Annotated in this window: 16 protein-coding genes; 13 read left to right on the top strand and 3 right to left on the bottom strand. The window is 73.6% G+C overall.

The window, feature by feature from the left end:
* Positions 1-106: 106 nt before the first annotated feature.
* The 4 genes from ispG (at position 107) to ACFC79_RS28665 (ending at position 4,734) form a co-directional block, all read left to right on the top strand.
* Positions 107-1,261: a flavodoxin-dependent (E)-4-hydroxy-3-methylbut-2-enyl-diphosphate synthase gene (ispG, locus tag ACFC79_RS28680; protein ID WP_376245808.1), complete on the top strand. Its 1,155-nt coding sequence runs from the start codon at positions 107-109 to the stop codon at positions 1,259-1,261.
* A gap of 167 nt (positions 1,262-1,428) precedes the next feature.
* Positions 1,429-2,274 (top strand): GNAT family N-acetyltransferase, encoded by an 846-nt coding sequence (locus ACFC79_RS28675; protein WP_376245805.1) that lies wholly within the window; start codon positions 1,429-1,431, stop codon positions 2,272-2,274.
* Positions 2,275-2,411: 137 nt separating this feature from the next.
* Complete coding sequence (locus ACFC79_RS28670; protein ID WP_376245802.1) at positions 2,412-2,996, top strand: GNAT family N-acetyltransferase; 585 nt, start codon at positions 2,412-2,414, stop codon at positions 2,994-2,996.
* Between the two features lie 37 nt (positions 2,997-3,033).
* Complete coding sequence (locus ACFC79_RS28665; protein ID WP_376245799.1) at positions 3,034-4,734, top strand: proline--tRNA ligase; 1,701 nt, start codon at positions 3,034-3,036, stop codon at positions 4,732-4,734.
* A gap of 112 nt (positions 4,735-4,846) precedes the next feature.
* Here the strand turns inward: ACFC79_RS28665 and ACFC79_RS28660 are convergent, their stop codons facing one another.
* From ACFC79_RS28660 to ACFC79_RS28650, 3 genes are all read right to left on the bottom strand, one after another.
* Positions 4,847-5,749 (bottom strand): aminoglycoside phosphotransferase family protein, encoded by a 903-nt coding sequence (locus ACFC79_RS28660; protein WP_376245797.1) that lies wholly within the window; start codon positions 5,747-5,749, stop codon positions 4,847-4,849.
* 117 nt (positions 5,750-5,866) lie between these two features.
* Positions 5,867-6,346 (bottom strand): ferritin-like domain-containing protein, encoded by a 480-nt coding sequence (locus tag ACFC79_RS28655; protein ID WP_376245794.1) that lies wholly within the window; start codon positions 6,344-6,346, stop codon positions 5,867-5,869.
* Entirely contained in the window at positions 6,343-6,876 is a 534-nt protein-coding gene (locus ACFC79_RS28650; protein ID WP_376245791.1) for a hypothetical protein, read from the bottom strand. The genes ACFC79_RS28655 and ACFC79_RS28650 overlap by 4 nt, the downstream gene beginning before the upstream one ends.
* 175 nt (positions 6,877-7,051) lie before the next feature.
* Here ACFC79_RS28650 and rimP point away from each other — a divergent pair, with 175 nt between their 5' ends.
* The 9 genes from rimP (at position 7,052) to ACFC79_RS28605 (ending at position 19,280) form a co-directional block, all read left to right on the top strand.
* Entirely contained in the window at positions 7,052-7,549 is a 498-nt protein-coding gene (rimP, locus tag ACFC79_RS28645; RefSeq protein ID WP_376245788.1) for a ribosome maturation factor RimP, read from the top strand.
* Between the two features lie 2 nt (positions 7,550-7,551).
* On the top strand, positions 7,552-8,592 hold the full coding sequence (nusA, locus tag ACFC79_RS28640) for a transcription termination factor NusA (protein ID WP_376245785.1): 1,041 nt from the start codon (positions 7,552-7,554) through the stop codon (positions 8,590-8,592).
* A 234-nt stretch (positions 8,593-8,826) separates the two neighbouring features.
* A complete protein-coding gene (locus ACFC79_RS28635) occupies positions 8,827-9,105 on the top strand; it encodes a YlxR family protein (RefSeq protein ID WP_376245996.1) in 279 nt (92 codons plus the stop codon).
* Positions 9,106-9,252: 147 nt separating this feature from the next.
* On the top strand, positions 9,253-12,303 hold the full coding sequence (gene infB / locus ACFC79_RS28630; protein WP_376245782.1) for a translation initiation factor IF-2: 3,051 nt from the start codon (positions 9,253-9,255) through the stop codon (positions 12,301-12,303).
* 169 nt (positions 12,304-12,472) lie between these two features.
* A complete protein-coding gene (locus ACFC79_RS28625) occupies positions 12,473-12,769 on the top strand; it encodes a DUF503 domain-containing protein (protein ID WP_376245779.1) in 297 nt (98 codons plus the stop codon).
* A gap of 79 nt (positions 12,770-12,848) precedes the next feature.
* Positions 12,849-13,301 (top strand): 30S ribosome-binding factor RbfA, encoded by a 453-nt coding sequence (gene rbfA, locus ACFC79_RS28620; protein WP_376245776.1) that lies wholly within the window; start codon positions 12,849-12,851, stop codon positions 13,299-13,301.
* Positions 13,298-14,251: a tRNA pseudouridine(55) synthase TruB gene (gene truB, locus ACFC79_RS28615; RefSeq protein ID WP_376245774.1), complete on the top strand. Its 954-nt coding sequence runs from the start codon at positions 13,298-13,300 to the stop codon at positions 14,249-14,251. Before rbfA ends, truB begins: the two co-directional genes overlap by 4 nt.
* A gap of 201 nt (positions 14,252-14,452) precedes the next feature.
* Positions 14,453-18,283 (top strand): trypsin-like peptidase domain-containing protein, encoded by a 3,831-nt coding sequence (locus ACFC79_RS28610; RefSeq protein WP_376245771.1) that lies wholly within the window; start codon positions 14,453-14,455, stop codon positions 18,281-18,283.
* A 43-nt stretch (positions 18,284-18,326) separates the two neighbouring features.
* Positions 18,327-19,280 carry a bifunctional riboflavin kinase/FAD synthetase gene (locus tag ACFC79_RS28605; protein WP_376245768.1) on the top strand — a complete coding sequence of 318 codons (954 nt, stop codon included), beginning with the start codon at positions 18,327-18,329 and terminating at the stop codon, positions 19,278-19,280.
* Positions 19,281-19,301 lie beyond the last annotated feature (21 nt).

The raw sequence follows: 19,301 nt of genomic DNA, 5'->3' as shown, positions 1-19,301 counted from the left end.
CACTCCGCGCCGGGGTGTGCCCCGGCGCGCTGCGGGTGCCGTAATCTCGGAGGCCGGAGCCCGCCGATCTCGGGACCTCGATCCACACCTTGGGGATGCTCAGCGCATGACTGCGATTTCTCTCGGAATGCCGTCCGTTCCGACCAAGCTCGCCGACCGCAGGGTCAGCCGCCAGATCCAGGTCGGATCCGTCGCGGTCGGCGGCGACGCGCCGGTGTCGGTGCAGTCGATGACCACGACGCGCACCTCGGACGTGGGTGCGACCCTCCAGCAGATCGCGGAGCTGACGGCGTCGGGCTGCCAGATCGTGCGCGTGGCGTGCCCGACCCAGGACGACGCGGACGCCCTGGAGACGATCGCCCGCAAGTCGCAGATCCCGGTGATCGCGGACATTCACTTCCAGCCGAAGTACGTGTTCGCCGCGATCGACGCGGGCTGCGCAGCGGTGCGCGTGAACCCCGGGAACATCAAGAAGTTCGACGACCAGGTCAAGGAGATCGCACGCGCCGCGAAGGACGCGGGGACGCCGATCCGGATCGGCGTGAACGCGGGCTCGCTGGACGCGCGACTGCTCAAGAAGTACGGCAAGGCGACCCCCGAGGCGCTGGTGGAGTCGGCGCTCTGGGAGGCGTCGCTCTTCGAGGAGCACGGCTTCCGGGACATCAAGATCTCGGTGAAGCACAACGACCCGGTGGTGATGGTCAACGCCTACCGCCAGCTCGCCGCGCAGTGCGACTACCCGCTGCACCTCGGGGTCACCGAGGCGGGACCGGCGTTCCAGGGCACCATCAAGTCGGCGGTGGCCTTCGGCGCCCTGCTGAGCGAGGGCATCGGGGACACGATCCGGGTGTCGCTGTCCGCCCCGCCCGCCGAGGAGGTCAAGGTCGGACTCCAGATCCTGGAGTCGCTGAACCTGAAGCAGCGCCGGCTGGAGATCGTGTCGTGCCCCTCGTGCGGCCGCGCGCAGGTCGACGTGTACAAGCTGGCGGACCAGGTGAGCGCGGGCCTCGACGGCATGACCGTGCCCCTGCGCGTCGCGGTGATGGGCTGCGTCGTCAACGGACCCGGCGAGGCGCGCGAGGCGGACCTGGGCGTCGCCTCCGGCAACGGCAAGGGGCAGATCTTCGTGAAGGGCGAGGTCATCAAGACCGTGCCCGAGTCGAAGATCGTCGAGACCCTGATCGAAGAGGCCCTGAAGATCGCCGAGCAGATGGAGAAGGACGGCGTCGCCTCCGGCGAACCCGAGGTCTCCATCAGCTGACGCCCCCCGCTCAGCACTCCGCCCCGCCGGACGGCCAGCCGCCCGGCGGGGCGCCGTCGTAGGGGGACCGGCCGCGTCCCGCGGCCTCCGTTCCCCGCACCGGCGGCGCCGCACAGCCTCTTTGGGTACAGTGCGGAAATCAGCAGACCGTATGGTGAGGCCCCCTCGTGTTGACGCAGACGACCACCCGGGTCCTCGAACCCAGCGACCTCGGCGCAGCTCTCGCCGTCCTGGAGAGCGACCCGGTCGCGAATGCCTTCGTGACGTCCCGGGTCCGCATCGCAGGTCTCGATCCCTGGCGCCTCGGCGGCGAGATGTGGGGCTGGTACGCCGACGGGCGGCTGCGCTCGCTGTGCTACTCCGGCGCCAACCTCGTACCGATCTGCGCGCCCCCGGAGGCCGTCCGGGCCTTCGCCGACCGCGCCCGCCGGGCCGGTCGCCGCTGCTCCTCGATCGTCGGCCCCGCCGAGCCCACCGCACTGCTGTGGCAGCTCCTCGAACCCGGCTGGGGCCCCGCCCGCGAGGTACGCGCGCACCAGCCGCTCATGGTCACCGAGAGCCCGTCCGCGGACGTGGTCCCCGACCCCCTGGTCCGGCGCATCCGCAAGGACGAGATGGACGTCCTGATGCCCGCCTGCGTGGCGATGTTCACCGAGGAGGTCGGCATCTCCCCGCTCGCGGGCGACGGCGGACTCCTCTACCAGGCGCGCGTCGCCGAACTCATCGGCGCCGGACGCTCCTTCGCGCGCATCGACGACGGCAAGGTCGTCTTCAAGGCGGAGATCGGCGCCGCCACCCCGCAGGCATGCCAGATCCAGGGGGTCTGGGTCGCCCCGGAACACCGCGGACGCGGACTCTCCGAGACCGGCATGGCCGCGGTCCTGCGCTACGCGCTCGCCGACGTCGCCCCCGTCGTCAGCCTCTACGTGAACGACTTCAACACCCCGGCACGCAGGGCGTACGCCCGGGTCGGCTTCCGCGAGACCGGCGCGTTCATGAGCGTGCTGTTCTGACCGGCCGGCCCACGACGCGCACGGACCGGTGCGCCCCGGCCGGAGGGACACCCCGCACCGGACCGGCGCCCCGTGCCGATAGGACTTCCGGCACCCGGCCGTACCGCCCGCCCCACCCGGGCCAGTAGGGTCGGCCCATGGCAGCAGTTTCCCCCAGCGTCCGGACCGGGCCGATCGATCTCGCCGCGCGCGTGGACGAGGCGCTCGCCGTGCAGGCCGTCGCCTTCGGTCTCGGCCCGGAGGAGATCGAGGTACGCCGCCACATCGTCCTCAGACACCTCGACCACCCGCACGCCCGCGCCCTCGGCGCCACCACCCCCGACGGCCGGCTCGTCGGCTTCGTCTACGGCCTGCCGAACGAGCGCGGTCAGTGGTGGTCCACCGTCGTCGAGCCCTATCTGCGCGCCACCGGCTCCGTGCACTGGCTGGACGACTCCTTCGTCGTCACCGAACTGCACGTCCTGCCGGAGTTCCAGAACCGCGGCATCGGCCGCGCCCTGATCACCGCCCTCACGGACGCCGCGGGCCAGCCCCGTTCCATCCTCTCCGCGATCGACACGGACAGTCCGGCACGCGGCCTGTACCGCAGTCTCGGCTACCGCGACCTGGCCCGACAGGTGCTCTTTCCCAGTGCCCCCAAGCCGTACGCGGTGATGGGCGCACCGCTCCCGCTGCGCCGTGGGAGGCCAATCGATTTCCGCCCACCGGCGCCGCCCGGCTAACCTCCTGCTCATCACCCTTTCCGAGCAGGAGTTCATCATGGCCCAGGTCCAGCGCATGTCCCGATTGATGATCAAGACACTGCGCGACGACCCGGCGGACGCCGAGACGCTCAACCACAAGCTCCTCGTCCGGGCCGGATACGTTCGTCGCACGGCCGCCGGGATCTGGACCTGGCTGCCGCTCGGCAAGAAGGTCCTGGAGAACATCACCCGCGTCGTGCGCGAGGAGATGGACGCCATCGGCGGCCAGGAGGTCCTGCTGCCCGCGCTGCTCCCCAAGGAGTCGTACGAGGCCAGCGGCCGCTACGACGAGTACGGTGCCCTGCTCTTCCGGCTGAAGGACCGCAAGGGCGCCGACTACCTCCTCGGCCCCACCCACGAGGAGATCTTCACCCAGGTCGTCAAGGACCAGATCACGTCCTACAAGGACCTGCCCGTGATCCTGTACCAGATCCAGACCAAGTACCGGGACGAGGCCCGTCCCCGCGCCGGTGTGCTGCGCGGCCGCGAGTTCCAGATGAAGGACTCGTACTCCTTCGACACCACGGACGAGGGACTCGCCGAGGCATACGGTCTGCACCGCGCCGCCTACATCCGGATCTTCGAGCGGCTCGGCCTCGACTACCGCATCGTCTCCGCCGTCTCCGGCGCGATGGGCGGCTCGGCCTCCGAGGAGTTCCTGGCCCCCGCGCCGGCCGGTGAGGACACCTTCGTCGACTGCCCCGCCTGCGACTACGCCGCCAACACCGAGGCCGTGACCTTCGAGGCAGCCGCGGCCGACGGGTCCGCCCACGGTCCCGTCGAGGAGCTGGACACACCCGATACCCCGACCATCGAGACGCTCGCCGCGCACCTGGGCGTGCCCGCCTCCGCGACCCTGAAGAACCTGCTGGTCAAGATCGACGGAGAGATCGTCGCGGTGGGCGTGCCCGGCGACCGGGAGGTCGACCTCGGCAAGCTCGGCGAGCACCTGGCGCCCGCCGTCGTCGAACTGGTCACCGCCGAGGACTTCGAGGGCCGCCCCGACCTCGTGCGCGGTTACGTCGGCCCGCAGGGCCTGGACAAGGTCCGCTACATCGCCGACCCGCGCGTCGCCGCCGGCACCGCCTGGATCACCGGCGCGAACAAGCCCGGCACCCACGCGAAGAACGTCGTCGCCGGCCGCGACTTCGAGGTGGACGACTACCTCGACGTCGTCGTCGTCGAGGCGGGCGACCCCTGCCCCAAGTGCGGCACCGGCCTCAAGCTGGACCGTGCCATCGAGATCGGCCACATCTTCCAGCTGGGCCGCAAGTACGCGGACACCTTCCAGCTCGACGTCCTCGGCCAGAACGGCAAGCCGGTCCGGGTCACCATGGGCTCCTACGGCATCGGCGTCTCCCGCGCCGTCGCCGCGCTCGCCGAGCAGACCGCCGACGAGCAGGGGCTGTGCTGGCCCCGCGAGATCGCCCCGGCCGACGTGCACGTCGTCGCGGCGGGCAAGGCGCTCCAGACGGAGCTGGCCCTCGACGTCGCCGGACGGCTCGGCGACGCGGGCGTGCGGGTCATGGTCGACGACCGCGCGGGCGTCTCGCCCGGCGTGAAGTTCACCGACGCCGAGCTGATCGGCGTCCCGAAGATCCTGGTCGCCGGCCGCCGCTCGGCCGAAGGGGTCCTGGAGCTCAAGGACCGCCGCACCGGCGAGCGCGAGGAGCTCACCGTCGACGAGGCGATCGCCCGCCTCACCGCCCGGGACTGACGGCCGCCCACGACGGACGGAGGGCCCCCGCGCATCGTGCGCGGGGGCCCTCCGTCCGTCGTGCGCGCCGTCGCCGCCCGTCGCACGGGTCCGGGGACGCCCGGAACCGTCCCTACAGCCAGCCGGCGAACTCCAGCGTCAGCTCGCCCTCCTGGCGGCGGCCGACCGCCAGCGCCCGGGTGCCCGACTCCACCGCCCGGAACAGCGTCCAGCCGTGCAGCCGCTCCCGGTCCACGTCCAGCGCGTCGGCGAGTTTCCTGATCCGCCGACGCGCCGTCGCCGCGCCCCCGGGAGAGGCGATCAGGTCCTCGACGCGGTCGCGCACCAGGCGCGCGAGATCGTACGCGCGCTCACCGACCAGCGGCTCGGGGCCGACCGTCAGCCAGGGCGCCCGCTCGCCCGCGAGCACCTTGCTCTGCCGGAAGTTGCCGTGCAGCAGCAGGAGTTCGGGGGAGTGGGCGACAAGTTCCTCGCGCGTCGCGAGCGCCGCGGCCACCAGCGGCTCCAGGCTCGGGTCGGCCGCGGCGCAGGCCCGCATCGGCCCGGTACGCCGCGCGGTCCGGTCCGCGACCGTCTCGAATCCGTGCCCGGCGGGCGGCTCGACCCAGAGCCGCCGCACCGTGCCCGCCGCCTCCAGCAGCGCCTTCGCCTCCGGCAGCGAGCGCAGCGACACCTCGGGGTGCAGCCGCTCCAGCAGCAGGGCGCCGGGACCGTCGGCGAGCAGCCGCACCGCGCCCCAGCCGTTCCAGTGCGCCAGCGCCGCCCGCTCCAGGTCGGGTGCGGCAGCGGGCGGGGCGATCTTCAGCGCAGCCGGGGTGCCGTCCGGGCGCGTCACCAGTACGACCAGGCTGCTGCGGCCGCCGGGCGCGACGACCCGCTCCGCGGCCAGTTCCTGCCCGGTCGAGGACAGCGCTTCCCCGGTCAGTGCGGGAAGCCGTGCGAGCCAGTCGTCGGCGGCGTCCCCGTACGACTCGCCGAGCGCTCGCACCAGACGCTGCGGCGGTTCGAAACCCATACGTGCTGTGTTCCCTCTCAGAGCCTCTTCAGTGCGCCGACGCGGTGCGCCGGGCCCGTGCGCCGGTCCGGTGCGCCGATTCCGCGCGCCGGTCGGATCCCGTTCCCCCTGCCGCGCCTACCGCTTCGCCCTCGCCGTGCCGGAGCCGCTCCCCGCCTTGGTGACGGTCGTGTCGGCGGCCCGCTCGGCGAGACCGGGAAAGGGTACGCCGCTGCCGCGCCAGCGCACCGCGCGCACCGCGGCCTCGCGCAGCGCGCCCGCGGCCTCCCGCCTCAGCGCACCCTCCGCCGCCCGGACGAGGTCGGAGTACACGTCCGCCACCCGGTCCTCCAGCAGGGCGGCCAGCCGCACCGCCGCGGCCGGGTCCGGCACGGCGAACGGCAGGGCGTACGCGGCCTGCGCCGCCACCGGTTCGCCGCCCAGGCCGCGCACGGTCCGCGCCAGCGCGTCCCGACGGGCCCGGTGGGCGTGGTACGCGGCAGCGGCCTCGGCCCGGCGGTCCGCCGCGACGTGTCCGCCGACCACCCCGTAGCCGTACACCGCCGCATGCTCGGCGGCCAGGGCCGCCTGTGCGGCCTTCCGTGTCCCGGCGCTCATGACGTGGTCTCCTTGGCCAGCTCGGTCAGCAGATAGGCGTGCGTCGCCCCGGCCGCCGCTACCGACGCGAGCAGCCGGGCCAGTTCCGGCGGGGCCTCGGCGAGTGCCGCCGTACGGTCGTCCGCGGTGCGGAGCTCCGCCGTCGCCAGCGCCCTGACGGCGGCGGCGGAGCTCCCGGCCGCTCCGGTGCGCGGCGGGGCGGACGGGGGCGTGCCGCCGCCTTCCGGCGCCAGCGCCAGGACGTGGGCGCGCACCGCGTCCCGCAGCGGCGCGAGCCCGGCGGCGGTCGCCGGATGGTCCCCGATCACCTGCTCGTACCGGGCCAGCAACTCCGTGCCGGCCCGTGCGGCGCTCGTCCGGATCTTCTTCTCCGTCCGTGCGGCCAGGGCGAGTTGGGCGGCGGTGGGTGCCTTTCCCCGGGCGGAGCCGCCCCCGTCCCCGGAGCCGCCGCAGCCGGCCAGCACCGCGCCCGTGACGATCGCTCCTGCCGCGGCGAACGCGCCCCTGCGCGTCGTCCCCGTGCGCCGCACCTGTTCTCCTTCGAGGTTGGGCCTGTTGTGACTGGATCTGTCCTGAAGTGATCAATGCAGGCGAGCGTACCCGTGGCGGCGGCCCGGACGGACGGCAACACCCTTCGGGACCGGATACCCTTTGACCTGACACGCGAGATCCCACAACAGCACACGCGGCCGAGGAGTCACCCGGATGAGCACCACCCAGAGCGAAAGGCTGCGCGGGCTGCTCGAACCGCTCGTCAGCGCCGAGCAGCTGGATCTCGAGGAGATCGAGGTGACCCGGGCGGGCCGCCGCCGGGTGCTGCGGATCATCGTGGATTCCGAGGAGGGCGTGGAGCTGGACGCCTGCGCCGAGCTGAGCCGCGCGATCTCCCAGAAGCTCGACGAGACCGACGCGATGGGCGAGGACGAGTACGTCCTCGAAGTGAGTTCCCCCGGTGCCGACCGTCCGCTGACGGAGCACCGCCACTACGTACGTGCCACCGGCCGCCTCGCCCGTTTCCGGCTGCACGAGGGCGGCGAGCTGGTGGCGCGCATCCTCGTCGTGGACGACGAGGGGATCGACCTGGAGGTGCCGGGGGTCAAGGGACGCAAGCCCACCTCCCGCCGGATCGCCTTCGACGAGATCGCCCGGGCGCGTGTGGAGATCGAATTCAGCCGCAAGGACAAGAAGGAAGAGGAGGCGTAGCCGTGGACATCGATGTGAAGCTCTTGAAGGGCTTGGCGCAGGACAAGGAGATCCCCTTCGACGTGCTCGTCGAGGCGATCGAGTCGGCCCTCCTCATCGCCTACCACCGAACCGAGGGAAGCCACCGACGCGCGCGCGTCGAGATCGACGAGCGCGGCCATGTGACGGTGTGGGCGAAGGAGGACCCGGCCGACCTGGAGCCGGGCCAGGAGCCCAAGGAGTTCGACGACACCCCGTCCGGCTTCGGCCGGATCGCCGCGACCACCGCCAAGCAGGTCATCCTGCAGCGTCTGCGCGACGCCGAGGACGACAAGACGTTCGGGGAGTACGCGGGCCACGAGGGCGATGTCGTGACCGGCGTCGTCCAGCAGGGCAAGGACCCGAAGAACGTCCTCGTCGACATCGGCAAGCTGGAGGCCATCCTGCCGGTGCAGGAGCAGGTGCCGGGCGAGGAGTACCCGCACGGCCTGCGCCTGCGCACCTATGTCGTCCGGGTCGCCAAGGGGGTCCGCGGGCCGTCGGTGACGCTGTCGCGCACGCACCCCAACCTGGTGAAGAAGCTGTTCGCGCTGGAGGTCCCGGAGATCGCCGACGGCTCCGTCGAGATCTGCGCGATCGCCCGCGAGGCCGGACATCGCACCAAGATCGCGGTCCGCTCCACCCGCTCCGGGCTCAATGCCAAGGGCGCCTGCATCGGCCCGATGGGCGGCCGGGTGCGCAACGTCATGGCCGAGCTGCACGGCGAGAAGATCGACATCGTGGACTGGTCGGACGACCCGGCCGAGATGGTCGCCAACGCCCTGTCGCCCGCACGGGTGAGCAAGGTCGAGGTCGTGGATCTCGGCGCGCGCTCGGCCCGGGTCACCGTCCCGGACTACCAGCTGTCGCTCGCGATCGGCAAGGAGGGGCAGAACGCCCGGCTGGCCGCCCGCCTCACCGGCTGGCGCATCGACATCCGCCCGGACACCGAGACCGAGGCCGAGCGCGATGCCGCCGACCGGCAGCGGGCCGAGCGGGCCCGCGAGCGGTCGGAGCGCGGCTGATCCCGCCATCGGGGGCAGGCGTTCGCGCCACCGGAGCGGGCAGTTCCGGTGGCGCGTCCCCGGGCGCGGCCCCGGCTCCGCCCCGGGAATCCGGGGCGGGGACGAGCCGGGCGCCCGCCGGTCCCGTGCGGGCGGAGGGAATACATCCCGGCGACAGGCCGCTGAGATCACGACAACATGCGTTCGATTTTTGCCCCAAAGGGGTGAGGTCGGTGCGGGGAGGTAGACTTGGACGTGTCTGGCCGGACGCAGGCCCGCGCGTGCCCTGAGCGAACCTGTGTGGGATGCCGGGAGCGGGCGGCCAAGCACGAGTTGCTGCGCATCGTCGCGGACGGGGACGTCTGTGTCCCCGATCCTCGCGGTACGCTGCCCGGCCGGGGTGCGTACGTGCACCCGGTCTCCGTCTGTCTGGACCTGGCGGTTCGCCGCCGGGCCTTCCCCCGGGCCTTCAAGGCCAAGGGGCCGTTCGACACCACCGCGGTGCGGGGGCTCGTCGAGCGGGCGACACCGTAAGAAGTGAACGGCACGGAACCCCGTGCGGTCAGGTACCTCGCGAGTTGGAAGTAGGTCGAGATTGCGATGAGCACTCGATGAGTACGCGATGAGTACGCCCATGAAGTAGCGACGGTCCGGCGGTAACCCGGACCTAAAAGGAGCGAAGTGGCTAAGGTCCGGGTATACGAACTCGCCAAGGAGTTCGGTGTGGAGAGCAAGGTCGTCATGGCCAAGCTCCAAGAACTCGGTGAATTCGTCCGTTCGGCGTCCTCGACGATCGAGGCGCCGGTTGTACGCAAGTTGACTGACGCACTGCAGGGGCCCGGCGGCAGCGCCGGCAAGCCCGCTGCCAAGCCTGGCGCGCCCCGCAAGGCGACGCCCGCGAAGCCCTCGGCGCCCTCCCCGGCCGCCGCGGCACGTCCCGCTGCCCCGAAGCCCGGCGCCCCGGCCCCCAAGCCGGCCCCCGCCGCTCCGGCGAGCAGCACTCCCTCGGCGGCACCTTCTCCCGGGCCGCGTCCCGGCCCGAGGCCCGCGCCGAAGCCCGCGCCGGCCAAGCCGGTGCCCGCCGCGGAGTTCTCGGCCCCGGCCCAGCCGGCCGCGCCGCAGCAGCAGGCACCGCGTCCCACGGGCGCCACTCCCGGTCCCCGTCCCGCCCGTCCGGCCCCGGCCGGCGGTCAGCGCGACGGCGGCCGTGACGGCGGTCGCGGCGAGCGTCCGGCCCGTCCGGGCGGCCAGGGTGCCCCGCGCCCCGGCGCACGTCCGGCCGGTCCCCGTCCGGGCAACAACCCCTTCACGTCCGGCGGCTCGACGGGCATGGCCCGTCCGCAGGCGCCCCGTCCCGGTGGCGCCCCGCGTCCCGGCGGCGGCCAGGACCGTCCGGCCCCGCGTCCGCAGGGCGGACCCGGTGGCGCGCCGCGTCCCCAGGGCCAGGGCGGTCCCCGTCCGACCCCGAGCGGCATGCCGCGTCCGCAGGCGCCCCGTCCCGGTGGCGGTCCCGGTGGCAACCGTCCGAACCCGGGCATGATGCCGCAGCGTCCCGCCGCGGGCCCGCGTCCCGGTGGTGGCCCCGGCGGTGGCCGCGGTCCCGGCGGCGGCGGTCGCCCGGGTGGCGGCGGCGGCGGTCGTCCCGGCTTCGCCGGTCGTCCGGCCGGTCCCGGTGGCGGTGGCGGCGGCTTCGCCGGTCGTCCCGGTGGCGGTGGCGGTGGCGCCGGTCGTCCCGGTGGTGGCGGTGGCTTCGGCGGTCGTCCCGGCTTCGGTGGTCGTCCCGGCGGCCCCGGTGGCCGTGGTGGCACGCAGGGTGCGTTCGGCCGTCCCGGCGGTCCGGCGCGTCGTGGTCGCAAGTCGAAGCGGCAGAGGCGCCAGGAGTACGAGGCCATGCAGGCCCCGTCGGTGGGCGGCGTCATGCTGCCCCGCGGCAACGGGCAGTCCGTCCGTCTGTCGCGCGGTGCCTCCCTCACCGACTTCGCGGAGAAGATCAACGCCAACCCGGCGTCGCTCGTCGCCGTGATGATGAACCTCGGCGAGATGGTCACGGCGACGCAGTCCGTCTCCGACGACACCCTCAAGCTGCTCGCGGACGAGATGAACTACGTCCTCGAGATCGTCAGCCCGGAGGAGGAGGACCGCGAGCTGCTCGAGTCCTTCGACATCGAGTTCGGCGAGGACGAGGGCGGCGACGAGGCGCTCACTCCGCGTCCGCCGGTCGTGACCGTCATGGGTCACGTCGACCACGGAAAGACCCGACTGCTGGACGCGATCCGCAAGACGAACGTCGTCGCGGGCGAGGCCGGCGGCATCACCCAGCACATCGGTGCCTACCAGGTCTCCGCCGAGGTCAACGGCGAGGACCGTCGGATCACCTTCATCGACACCCCGGGTCACGAGGCGTTCACCGCCATGCGTGCCCGCGGTGCGAAGTCCACCGACATCGCGATCCTCGTGGTGGCGGCGAACGACGGTGTGATGCCCCAGACGATCGAGGCGCTGAACCACGCCAAGGCGGCCGACGTGCCGATCGTGGTCGCGGTCAACAAGATCGACGTCGAGGGCGCCGACCCGACCAAGGTGCGCGGCCAGCTCACCGAGTTCGGTCTGGTGGCCGAGGAGTACGGCGGCGACACCATGTTCGTCGACATCTCCGCCAAGCAGGGGCTGCACATCGACGAGCTGCTGGAGGCCGTGGTCCTGACCGCGGACGCCTCGCTCGACCTGCGGGCCAACCCGGAGCAGGACGCGCAGGGCATCGCGATCGAGGCCCACCTCGACCGCGGTCGCGGCGCCGTCGCCACCGTCCTCGTCCAGCGCGGTACCCTCCGCGTCGGCGACACGATGGTCGCCGGTGACGCCTACGGCCGCGTGCGCGCCATGCTCGACGACAAGGGCGAGAACGTCGAGGAAGCGGGTCCGTCGACCCCCGTCCTCGTGCTCGGTCTCACCAACGTCCCGGGTGCCGGCGACAACTTCCTGGTGGTCGACGAGGACCGTACGGCCCGCCAGATCGCCGAGAAGCGCGCCGCCCGCGAGCGCAACGCCAACTTCGCCCGCAAGGGCGTCCGGTTCTCCCTGGAGAACCTCGACGAGGCGCTCAAGGCCGGTCTGGTCCAGGAACTCAACCTCATCATCAAGGGCGACGCGTCCGGTTCGGTGGAGGCCCTGGAGTCCTCGCTGCTCCAGCTCGACGTCGGCGACGAGGTCGACATCCGGGTCCTGCACCGCGGTGTGGGTGCGGTCACCGAGTCGGACATCGACCTGGCGACCGGCTCCGACGCGATCGTGATCGGCTTCAACGTGCGCGCCGCCGGGCGTGCGCAGCAGATGGCCGAGCGCGAGGGCGTGGACGTCCGTTACTACTCGGTCATCTACCAGGCGATCGAGGAGATCGAGGCGGCCCTCAAGGGCATGCTCAAGCCGGAGTACGAAGAGGTCGAGCTCGGCACGGCGGAGATCCGCGAGATCTTCCGCTCGTCCAAGCTGGGCAACATCGCCGGTGTGCTCGTCCGGTCCGGCGAGGTCAAGCGCAACACCAAGGCGCGCCTGCTGCGCGATGGCAAGGTCATCGCGGAGAACCTCACCATCTCCGGTCTGCGTCGCTTCAAGGACGACGTCACCGAGATCCGCGAAGGCTTCGAGGGCGGTATCAACCTCGGAAACTTCAACGACATCAAGGTCGACGACGTCATCGCGACGTACGAGATGCGCGAGAAGCCGCGAGGCTGATCCACGGGGGATTCCGGGAAGGCACTTCCCGGAACTCCTCGCAACAGTCGGGGCCGATCGACGGGTCGTATTTCCGTCGATCGGCCCCGGCCGTTCCGTGTACGGTTCTGGTGTCCCCGCCAAGTTCTGGTGGGGCGCGAACCCGAACCGGCGGGACATCCGGGCATTCATGTATGTGGGGACACTGTCCTTCGATCTGCTTCTCGGCGACGTACGGTCGTTGAAGGAGAAGCGTTCCGTCATCCGTCCGATCGTCGCCGAACTCCAGCGCAAGTACGCGGTGAGTGCGGCGGAGGTGGGCGGCCAGGATCTCCATCGCAGGGCCGAGATCGGCCTTGCCATGGTGTCCGGGGACACCGGACACCTCGCGGATGTCCTGGACCGGTGCGAGCGGTTGGTGGCCGCCCGGCCGGAAGTGGAGCTGCTGTCCGTACGGCGGCGGCTGCACAGCGACGAAGACGACTGAGTAGGAAGAAGGGACGGGCGAGGGGTGGTGGACGCCACCCCTCGGCCGCCTGTCCTGAAGGCGAGAAGGAGACGGACCAGTGGCCGACAACGCGCGGGCGAAGAAGCTGGCGGACCTCATCCAGGAGGTGGTCGCCCAGAAACTGCAGCGCGGTATCAAGGACCCCCGTCTGGGCACGCACGTGACGATCACGGACACCCGGGTCACCGGTGACCTGAGGGAGGCCACGGTCTTCTACACGGTCTACGGCGACGACGAGGAGCGGGCCAGCGCGGCGGCCGGACTGGAGAGCGCCAAGGGCGTGCTGCGGTCGGCGGTCGGGGCGGCGGCGGGGACCAAGTTCACCCCCACGCTGACGTTCGTGGCCGACGCCCTTCCGGAGAACGCCAGGACCATCGAGGACCTCCTCGACAAGGCCCGGGCCTCGGACGCGCGGGTGCGCCAGGCGTCCTCGGGCGCCACCTACGCCGGCGGCGCCGACCCGTACCGCAAGGCCGACGGCGAGAACGACGAGGACACCGCCTCCGAATGACATCGCAGAACAAGACGCCCGACCGGGGGAGCGCGCGGACGGCTGCCCCGGGCAGGGACGGCGTCCGGCCCGAGGACGGCCTGGTCGTCGTCGACAAGCCGGCCGGCTTCACCTCGCACGACGTCGTCGCCAAGATGCGCGGCATCGCCCGCACCCGGCGGGTCGGCCACGCCGGCACGCTGGACCCGATGGCGACGGGCGTGCTCGTGCTCGGGGTGGAACGCGCCACCAAGCTGCTGGGCCACCTCGCACTGACCGAGAAGGAGTACCTCGGCACGATCCGGCTCGGCCAGAACACCGTCACGGACGACGCGGAGGGCGAGATCACCTCGTCCACCGACGCCTCCGGGGTGACCCGTGACGCCATCGACGCCGGTGTCGCGGCCCTGACCGGCCCGATCATGCAGGTGCCGTCCAAGGTCAGTGCCATCAAGATCGACGGCAAGCGGTCCTACGCCCGGGTGCGCGGCGGCGAGGAGTTCGAGATCCCGGCCCGACCGGTGACGATCTCGTCCTTCCGCGTCTACGACGTGCGCGAGGAGACCGCCGAGGACGGCACACCGGTCGTCGATCTCGTCGTCTCCGTGGTCTGCTCCTCCGGCACGTACATCCGGGCGATCGCCCGCGACCTCGGCGCCGGGCTCGGCGTCGGCGGACACCTGACCGCGCTGCGGCGCACCCGGGTGGGCCCGTACGGTCTCGACGTGGCCCGGACCCTCGACCAGCACCAGGAGGAGCTGACCGTGATGCCGGTGGCCGAGGCCGCCGCCTCCGCGTTCCCCCGCTGGGACGTGGACGAGAAGCGCGCCAGGCTGCTGCTGAACGGTGTACGGCTGGACATGCCGGCCTTCCCGCCGGGACCGGTCGCGGTCTTCGGACCCGACGGACGGTTCCTGGTCCTCGTCGAGGAGCAGAAGGGCAAGGCCAAGAGCCTCGCCGTCTTCGCCTGACCGGGGCCCGGACCCGGGGAATCCGGTGCGGGGCGGGCGGCGGTCACTCCGCCCGCCCCGCGATCCCCCAGGGGTTGCTGTCCACCGGACACCTCGGATTCACCCCAACGAGCAGGCGCACGGAGTGAAACGGGGGTGTGCCGGGGGCGCTTTTACTCCGATCGGTGCGTGCGCCGATCTTCGTCGTCCTACCGTCGGACCATGGGGAGTGAGGACCGGCCGGCGCTGGTACGCATCTGTGATCCGGCCGGTCGGCCGCGGGGCACCGGATTCGTCGCCGACGACCGCGGCACGGTGGTGACCAGCCACGAGGCCGTCGACGGCCTCGGTCGGTTCGTCCTGCGCGGAGCGGACGGCCATGACTGCCGCGTCGGGGCCGCGGACGTCGTCGCACTGCCCGAACTCGACCTCGCCCTGCTGCGCACCGGCGGGCCGTCCGTTCTCGGCGTGGAGCCCGCTCCGATCGCCCTGCGGGACCGGATCGCCGCCGGGACGTACGTGACGATCGCCGCGCACGGCTGGCGCGAGGCGCGGGTGCTCGGTACGACCCCGGTGACGTACACCGCGAACGGCCTTCGCCATCGGATCGACGGTGCCCTGGAACTGGCGCTCGGCACGGACGGCGCGGACGCGCTGCGGCTGCGCGGTGCTGCCGTGGGCGGGCCCGTCGTCGACCCGGACACCGGCGCGGTGCTCGCCGTGCTGGGCACCGCGCTGCGGGCCGGTCACCCCGGCGCGGGTTTCGCCGTGCCGCTCGGCCGCGCGGGCGCGGACGGCCCGCTGGGGGCGCTGCTGCGGCGCAATGCGACGGGCGTGCCCGGGTACGGCCGCGACCTCAATCTCGCGGGGGCCCTGCAGTTGACGGCCACGTCGCTCGGCGCGGCGGGCGGACCGGCCGGCGGCCCCGACCCGGTGGAACGCCCGGACATCGGGGCGGAACTCACCGCCTTCACGTTCCCCGCCTGCCCGCCGCCCGCGACGCCGCACGGGCCCGCCGTCGTCCTCGGCCTGGTCGGGGCACCGGGCACCGGCCGGTCCACCGAACTCGCCGCGCTCGCCGCCCGCCGGGCCCGCGGCCGGGTTCCCGCCCCCACGGTCTGGCTGCGCGGCGCCGACCTGCTGACCGGCGACGCCTCGGTCGCCGACGCGATCGCCCGGACGCTCCGACGGGCCGGGCGGATCGTCGCGGCCGGGGGCGGCACGTGCCGCCCCCGGCCCGAGAACGACGCCGACACGACCCCCGAACGCGTGGCCCGGCTGGCGGCGGAGAGCGGGAGCCCGCTGCTCGTCCTCCTGGACGGGCCCGAGGAGATGCCGCCCGCACTGGCCCACGACCCGGCACGGTGGACCGCGGGAACGGTCGACTGGCTGCGGGCGAACGGCGCGCGGCTCGTGATCGCCTGCACGCCGGAGCACTGGGAGACGGCCGGGGCGCTCTGCCCGTCCCACGCGCTGCACCGGCCCGCCGGGCGGGCGGCGCGCACGCCGTACGCGCTCCGGCTCGGCGACCTCACCGCGGCCCAGGCCGAACGGGCCCGGGAACGGTACGCCATCCCGCCGGACACGCTCGCCCCCGGGCACGACCGGCACCCGCTCACCCTGCGCCTGTTCGCCGAGGTGCGCGAGGCACTACCCCCGGACGTCGCCGGGCGGCCGGACACGGAGGACGTCTTCGGCGCCCACCTGGACCTGATGTGCCTGCGCGTCGCGGTCCGCATCGCGGCCCTCTCCGGCCCGCCGCCCGGCGGCACGGCGATCCGCCGCCTGGCCGCCCGGGTGGCCGGGCAGGTGCACGAGGCGGCCCGGCGCTGTCTCGGCCCGGGGCAGGGCGAACTCGACCGGACGGCGTTCGAGGAGGTCTTCCCCTGGCGCACCGGCTGGGCGTCGGCGGTTCTCACCGAGGGCCTGATCGTCCCGGCGGGCGCGGGCTACCGCTTCGCCCATGAGGAGCTGGGCGACTGGGTGCAGGGGGCCCACCTGGACCTGGACGCGGCACTGCACGCCCTGGTCCACCGTCGGCACGCGGAGGGCGCGGGGCACGAGGCGGCGGGGCACGGGGAAGCCGGGCACGCGGAGAAGCGGACCGGGTCGGCGGAGGGAGCGCCCGGGGCCGTGGAACGGGGGCCGCGGCGGGGCGTCCCGGCGACCGGTCCCCGGGTACCGCGGCCGAGGCGGCCCCGGAGCCACCACGACCGCCCGCCCGCCTCCGAGGCGCCGACCGCGGTGATGCGGACGGGGGCGCCGGCCGCGGCGGACCCGCCGACGACGCCCGGACGGGCGGCGGGGCCGCGGGCCCTGCCCGTGCCGCGGCACCGGACCGGGCCGGTGATCCACGCCCTGCTGCTCCTGGGCCGCCGACAGGGGCCCGAGGCGCTGGCGCACCGACTGGCCGACCTCATCGAGGCCCTGGACCGGCTGGCGCGCGGCCCGGCAGCGGCGGCGGGGGAGCGCGCCCGGCAGGACGCCCGCTGGTGGGCGGCACACCTGCTCTCGCGCACCCTGCTCCGGGTGCCCGATGCCCGGCCCCATCTCGGCGTGCTGCGACTGCTCACCGGCCTCGTCGTCCGGCACGCCACCGCGGGCGGGCCGGGAACCCCTCGGGTGTACGCCGAGTTCGGCCCATGGTTCTGGCGACGGCTCGGGCTGCCGGAGGCGGACCGGATCGACCTGCTGCGCCGTCTCGTCCCCGCCGACCCGCCGCGCCGGGGAGGACCGCGGGACGACGACCCCGGCGGCGAGGCCGACGAACGGTATCTCGACGCCGTCGCCCGCCGCCTGGCCGACCGGCCCCGGACCGTACAGCCCCTGCTCTGCGCCTGGTTCTCCGACGAGCGCCCGCTGCCCGCCGGGGACGGCGCCGTGCCGCGCCCGACCGTGGCCGCCGCGGCCCAGGCCCTGCTCCATGCCCGACGGGACCTGGCCGTCGACGACCTCGCCGACACTCTCGTCGCCACCGCCCACCCCAGGGCCGCGGAACTGCTCGCCGCCCTCGTCGAGGACGAGCCGTCCGCCCTGTGCCGGGCCGTCGAGCGCTGGGCCCGCGACGAGGAGTACCCAGACCGCCGGGCCGCCGCCGCCTCCTACGCCCTGCTCACCGCCGCGCACGCCCCCCGGGACGGCGACCGCGCCCTGCTGCACGCCGCCGCCGATGCCCTGCTGGACCGCCCCGGCGACACCGCCCTGCACGGTCCCGCGCTCACCCTCCTCGTCCAGGACCCGCGAACCCGGGACCGCAGCATCCGGCGGGCGCTGCGGGCCTTCGTCGCGGCCGAGCCGCCGCTGCCCGTCGAAGCCCTCGCCGCCGCACTGCCCACCCACCGGGAGCTGGTGCTCGCCGCACTGCGGGAGCGGCTCACCCGGCCCGACCGGGGCGCGGGGGAGGTGCTGCGCGCTCTCGCCGGGATCGACGATCCCACCCCGGCCCTGCACGCCGCCGACCTGGTCCGGGCGTATGCCGGGGTCCATCCCGACGGCGCCGCCCAGGTGGCCGCGTACGTCGACCGGCGGCTGGAACACGGCCCCGCCGCCCGCGCCCTGCTGCTTCCCCTGCTGACCGCGCTGCTGCGGGAAGACCCGGTGGCGCCGCCGGTGCGCGCGGCGCTCGCCGGGGTGTTCGCCGCGCCGGGCGGCCCGGCGTCCGGGCAGTTGCGGGGCGAGCTGCTGGAGGTGCTGCTCGACTTCGAGCAGGGCGCCCACCGCGATCCCGCGGTGCTCGAAGCCCTGCTGCGGGCCGCCGCGGACGGCGCGGCCGAGCGCGCCCCGGCCCGCACCCGCGCCCTGGTCCACCGCACCGGAACGCTGCTGGTCCGTACCCCCGAGGGGGCGGCCCGGTTCGACGGCCTGCTGGCCGCCCGGGCCCGTGACGTGCCGGGATTCGCCGCCCTGATCGCCGACTGGCTGGCCGAGGCCCCGCAGGAATGGGCGGCCCTCGTCGGCCCCGGGGCGAGGGCCGCGGTGGCGGCCCCCGAGGGGCCGAAGCCGATGCCGATGCGGGCCGCGGGGCGTGAGCATGGCAGTCTTAGACCTGCGTAACAGGCAATCTCACGTACACGGGTTCGGGCGAGGAGCGGTCACAGTGCAGCGCTGGCGTGGCTTGGAGGACATCCCCGAGGACTGGGGACGCAGCGTCGTCACCATCGGCTCCTACGACGGGGTGCACCGCGGGCACCAGCTGATCATCGGGCGAGCCGTCGAGCGGGCGCGGGAACTGGGTGTGCCGTCGGTCGTGGTGACCTTCGACCCGCACCCCAGCGAGGTCGTCCGCCCCGGCAGCCATCCCCCCCTGCTCGCCCCGCACCACCGGCGCGCCGAGCTGATGGCCGAACTCGGCGTCGACGCGATGCTCGTCCTCCCCTTCACCATCGAGTTCTCCAAGCTCGCACCCGCCGACTTCATCGTGAAGGTGCTCGCCGACAAGCTGCACGCGCGTCTGGTCATCGAGGGGCCGAACTTCCGCTTCGGCCACCGGGCGGCCGGGAACGTGCAGCTGCTCGCCGAGTTCGGAGCCACCTACGACTACGACGTCGAGGTCATCGACCTCTCCGTGAGCGGCGAGGCGGGCGGCGGCGAGCCGTTCTCCTCCACCCTCACCCGGCGCCTGGTCGCCGAGGGCGACGTCGCGGGCGCCGCGGAGATCCTGGGCCGGCCGCACCGCGTCGAGGGCATCGTGGTCCGCGGCGCCCAGCGCGGCCGCGAGATGGGCTTCCCCACGGCCAACGTGGAGACCCTGCCGCACACCGCGATCCCCGCCGACGGCGTCTACGCGGGCTGGCTCAATGTGAACGGCGAGGCCATGCCCGCCGCGATCTCGGTCGGCACCAACCCGCAGTTCGACGCCACGGAGCGGACGGTGGAGGCGTACGCGATCGACCGCGTCGGCCTCGACCTGTACGGGCTCCACGTCTCGGTGGACTTCCTCGCCTATGTGCGGGGGATGCTGAAGTTCGACTCGATCGACGAGCTGCTGGTAGCGATGGCCGCCGACGTGAAGCGGTGCAGCGAACTGGTCGCCGCGTACGAGCGCGGCTGAGAGGCCGTCGGGACCCCTTCC

Source organism: Streptomyces sp. NPDC056061, assembly GCF_042266885.1.
In the GTDB taxonomy this organism is placed as follows: Bacteria; Actinomycetota; Actinomycetes; order Streptomycetales; family Streptomycetaceae; genus Streptomyces.
This window is presented reverse-complemented; position numbering and strand designations above follow the sequence as displayed.

Coding starts and splice junctions, on each gene's coding strand:
- ACFC79_RS28625 (WP_376245779.1), top strand. CDS start 12,473: ATGTATGTGGGGACACTGTCCTTCGATCTGCTTCTCGGCGACGTACGG.
- ACFC79_RS28665 (WP_376245799.1), top strand. CDS start 3,034: ATGGCCCAGGTCCAGCGCATGTCCCGATTGATGATCAAGACACTGCGC.
- ACFC79_RS28660 (WP_376245797.1), bottom strand. CDS start 5,749: ATGGGTTTCGAACCGCCGCAGCGTCTGGTGCGAGCGCTCGGCGAGTCG.
- rimP (WP_376245788.1), top strand. CDS start 7,052: ATGAGCACCACCCAGAGCGAAAGGCTGCGCGGGCTGCTCGAACCGCTC.
- ACFC79_RS28610 (WP_376245771.1), top strand. CDS start 14,453: ATGGGGAGTGAGGACCGGCCGGCGCTGGTACGCATCTGTGATCCGGCC.
- ACFC79_RS28655 (WP_376245794.1), bottom strand. CDS start 6,346: ATGAGCGCCGGGACACGGAAGGCCGCACAGGCGGCCCTGGCCGCCGAG.
- ispG (WP_376245808.1), top strand. CDS start 107: ATGACTGCGATTTCTCTCGGAATGCCGTCCGTTCCGACCAAGCTCGCC.
- ACFC79_RS28670 (WP_376245802.1), top strand. CDS start 2,412: ATGGCAGCAGTTTCCCCCAGCGTCCGGACCGGGCCGATCGATCTCGCC.
- truB (WP_376245774.1), top strand. CDS start 13,298: ATGACATCGCAGAACAAGACGCCCGACCGGGGGAGCGCGCGGACGGCT.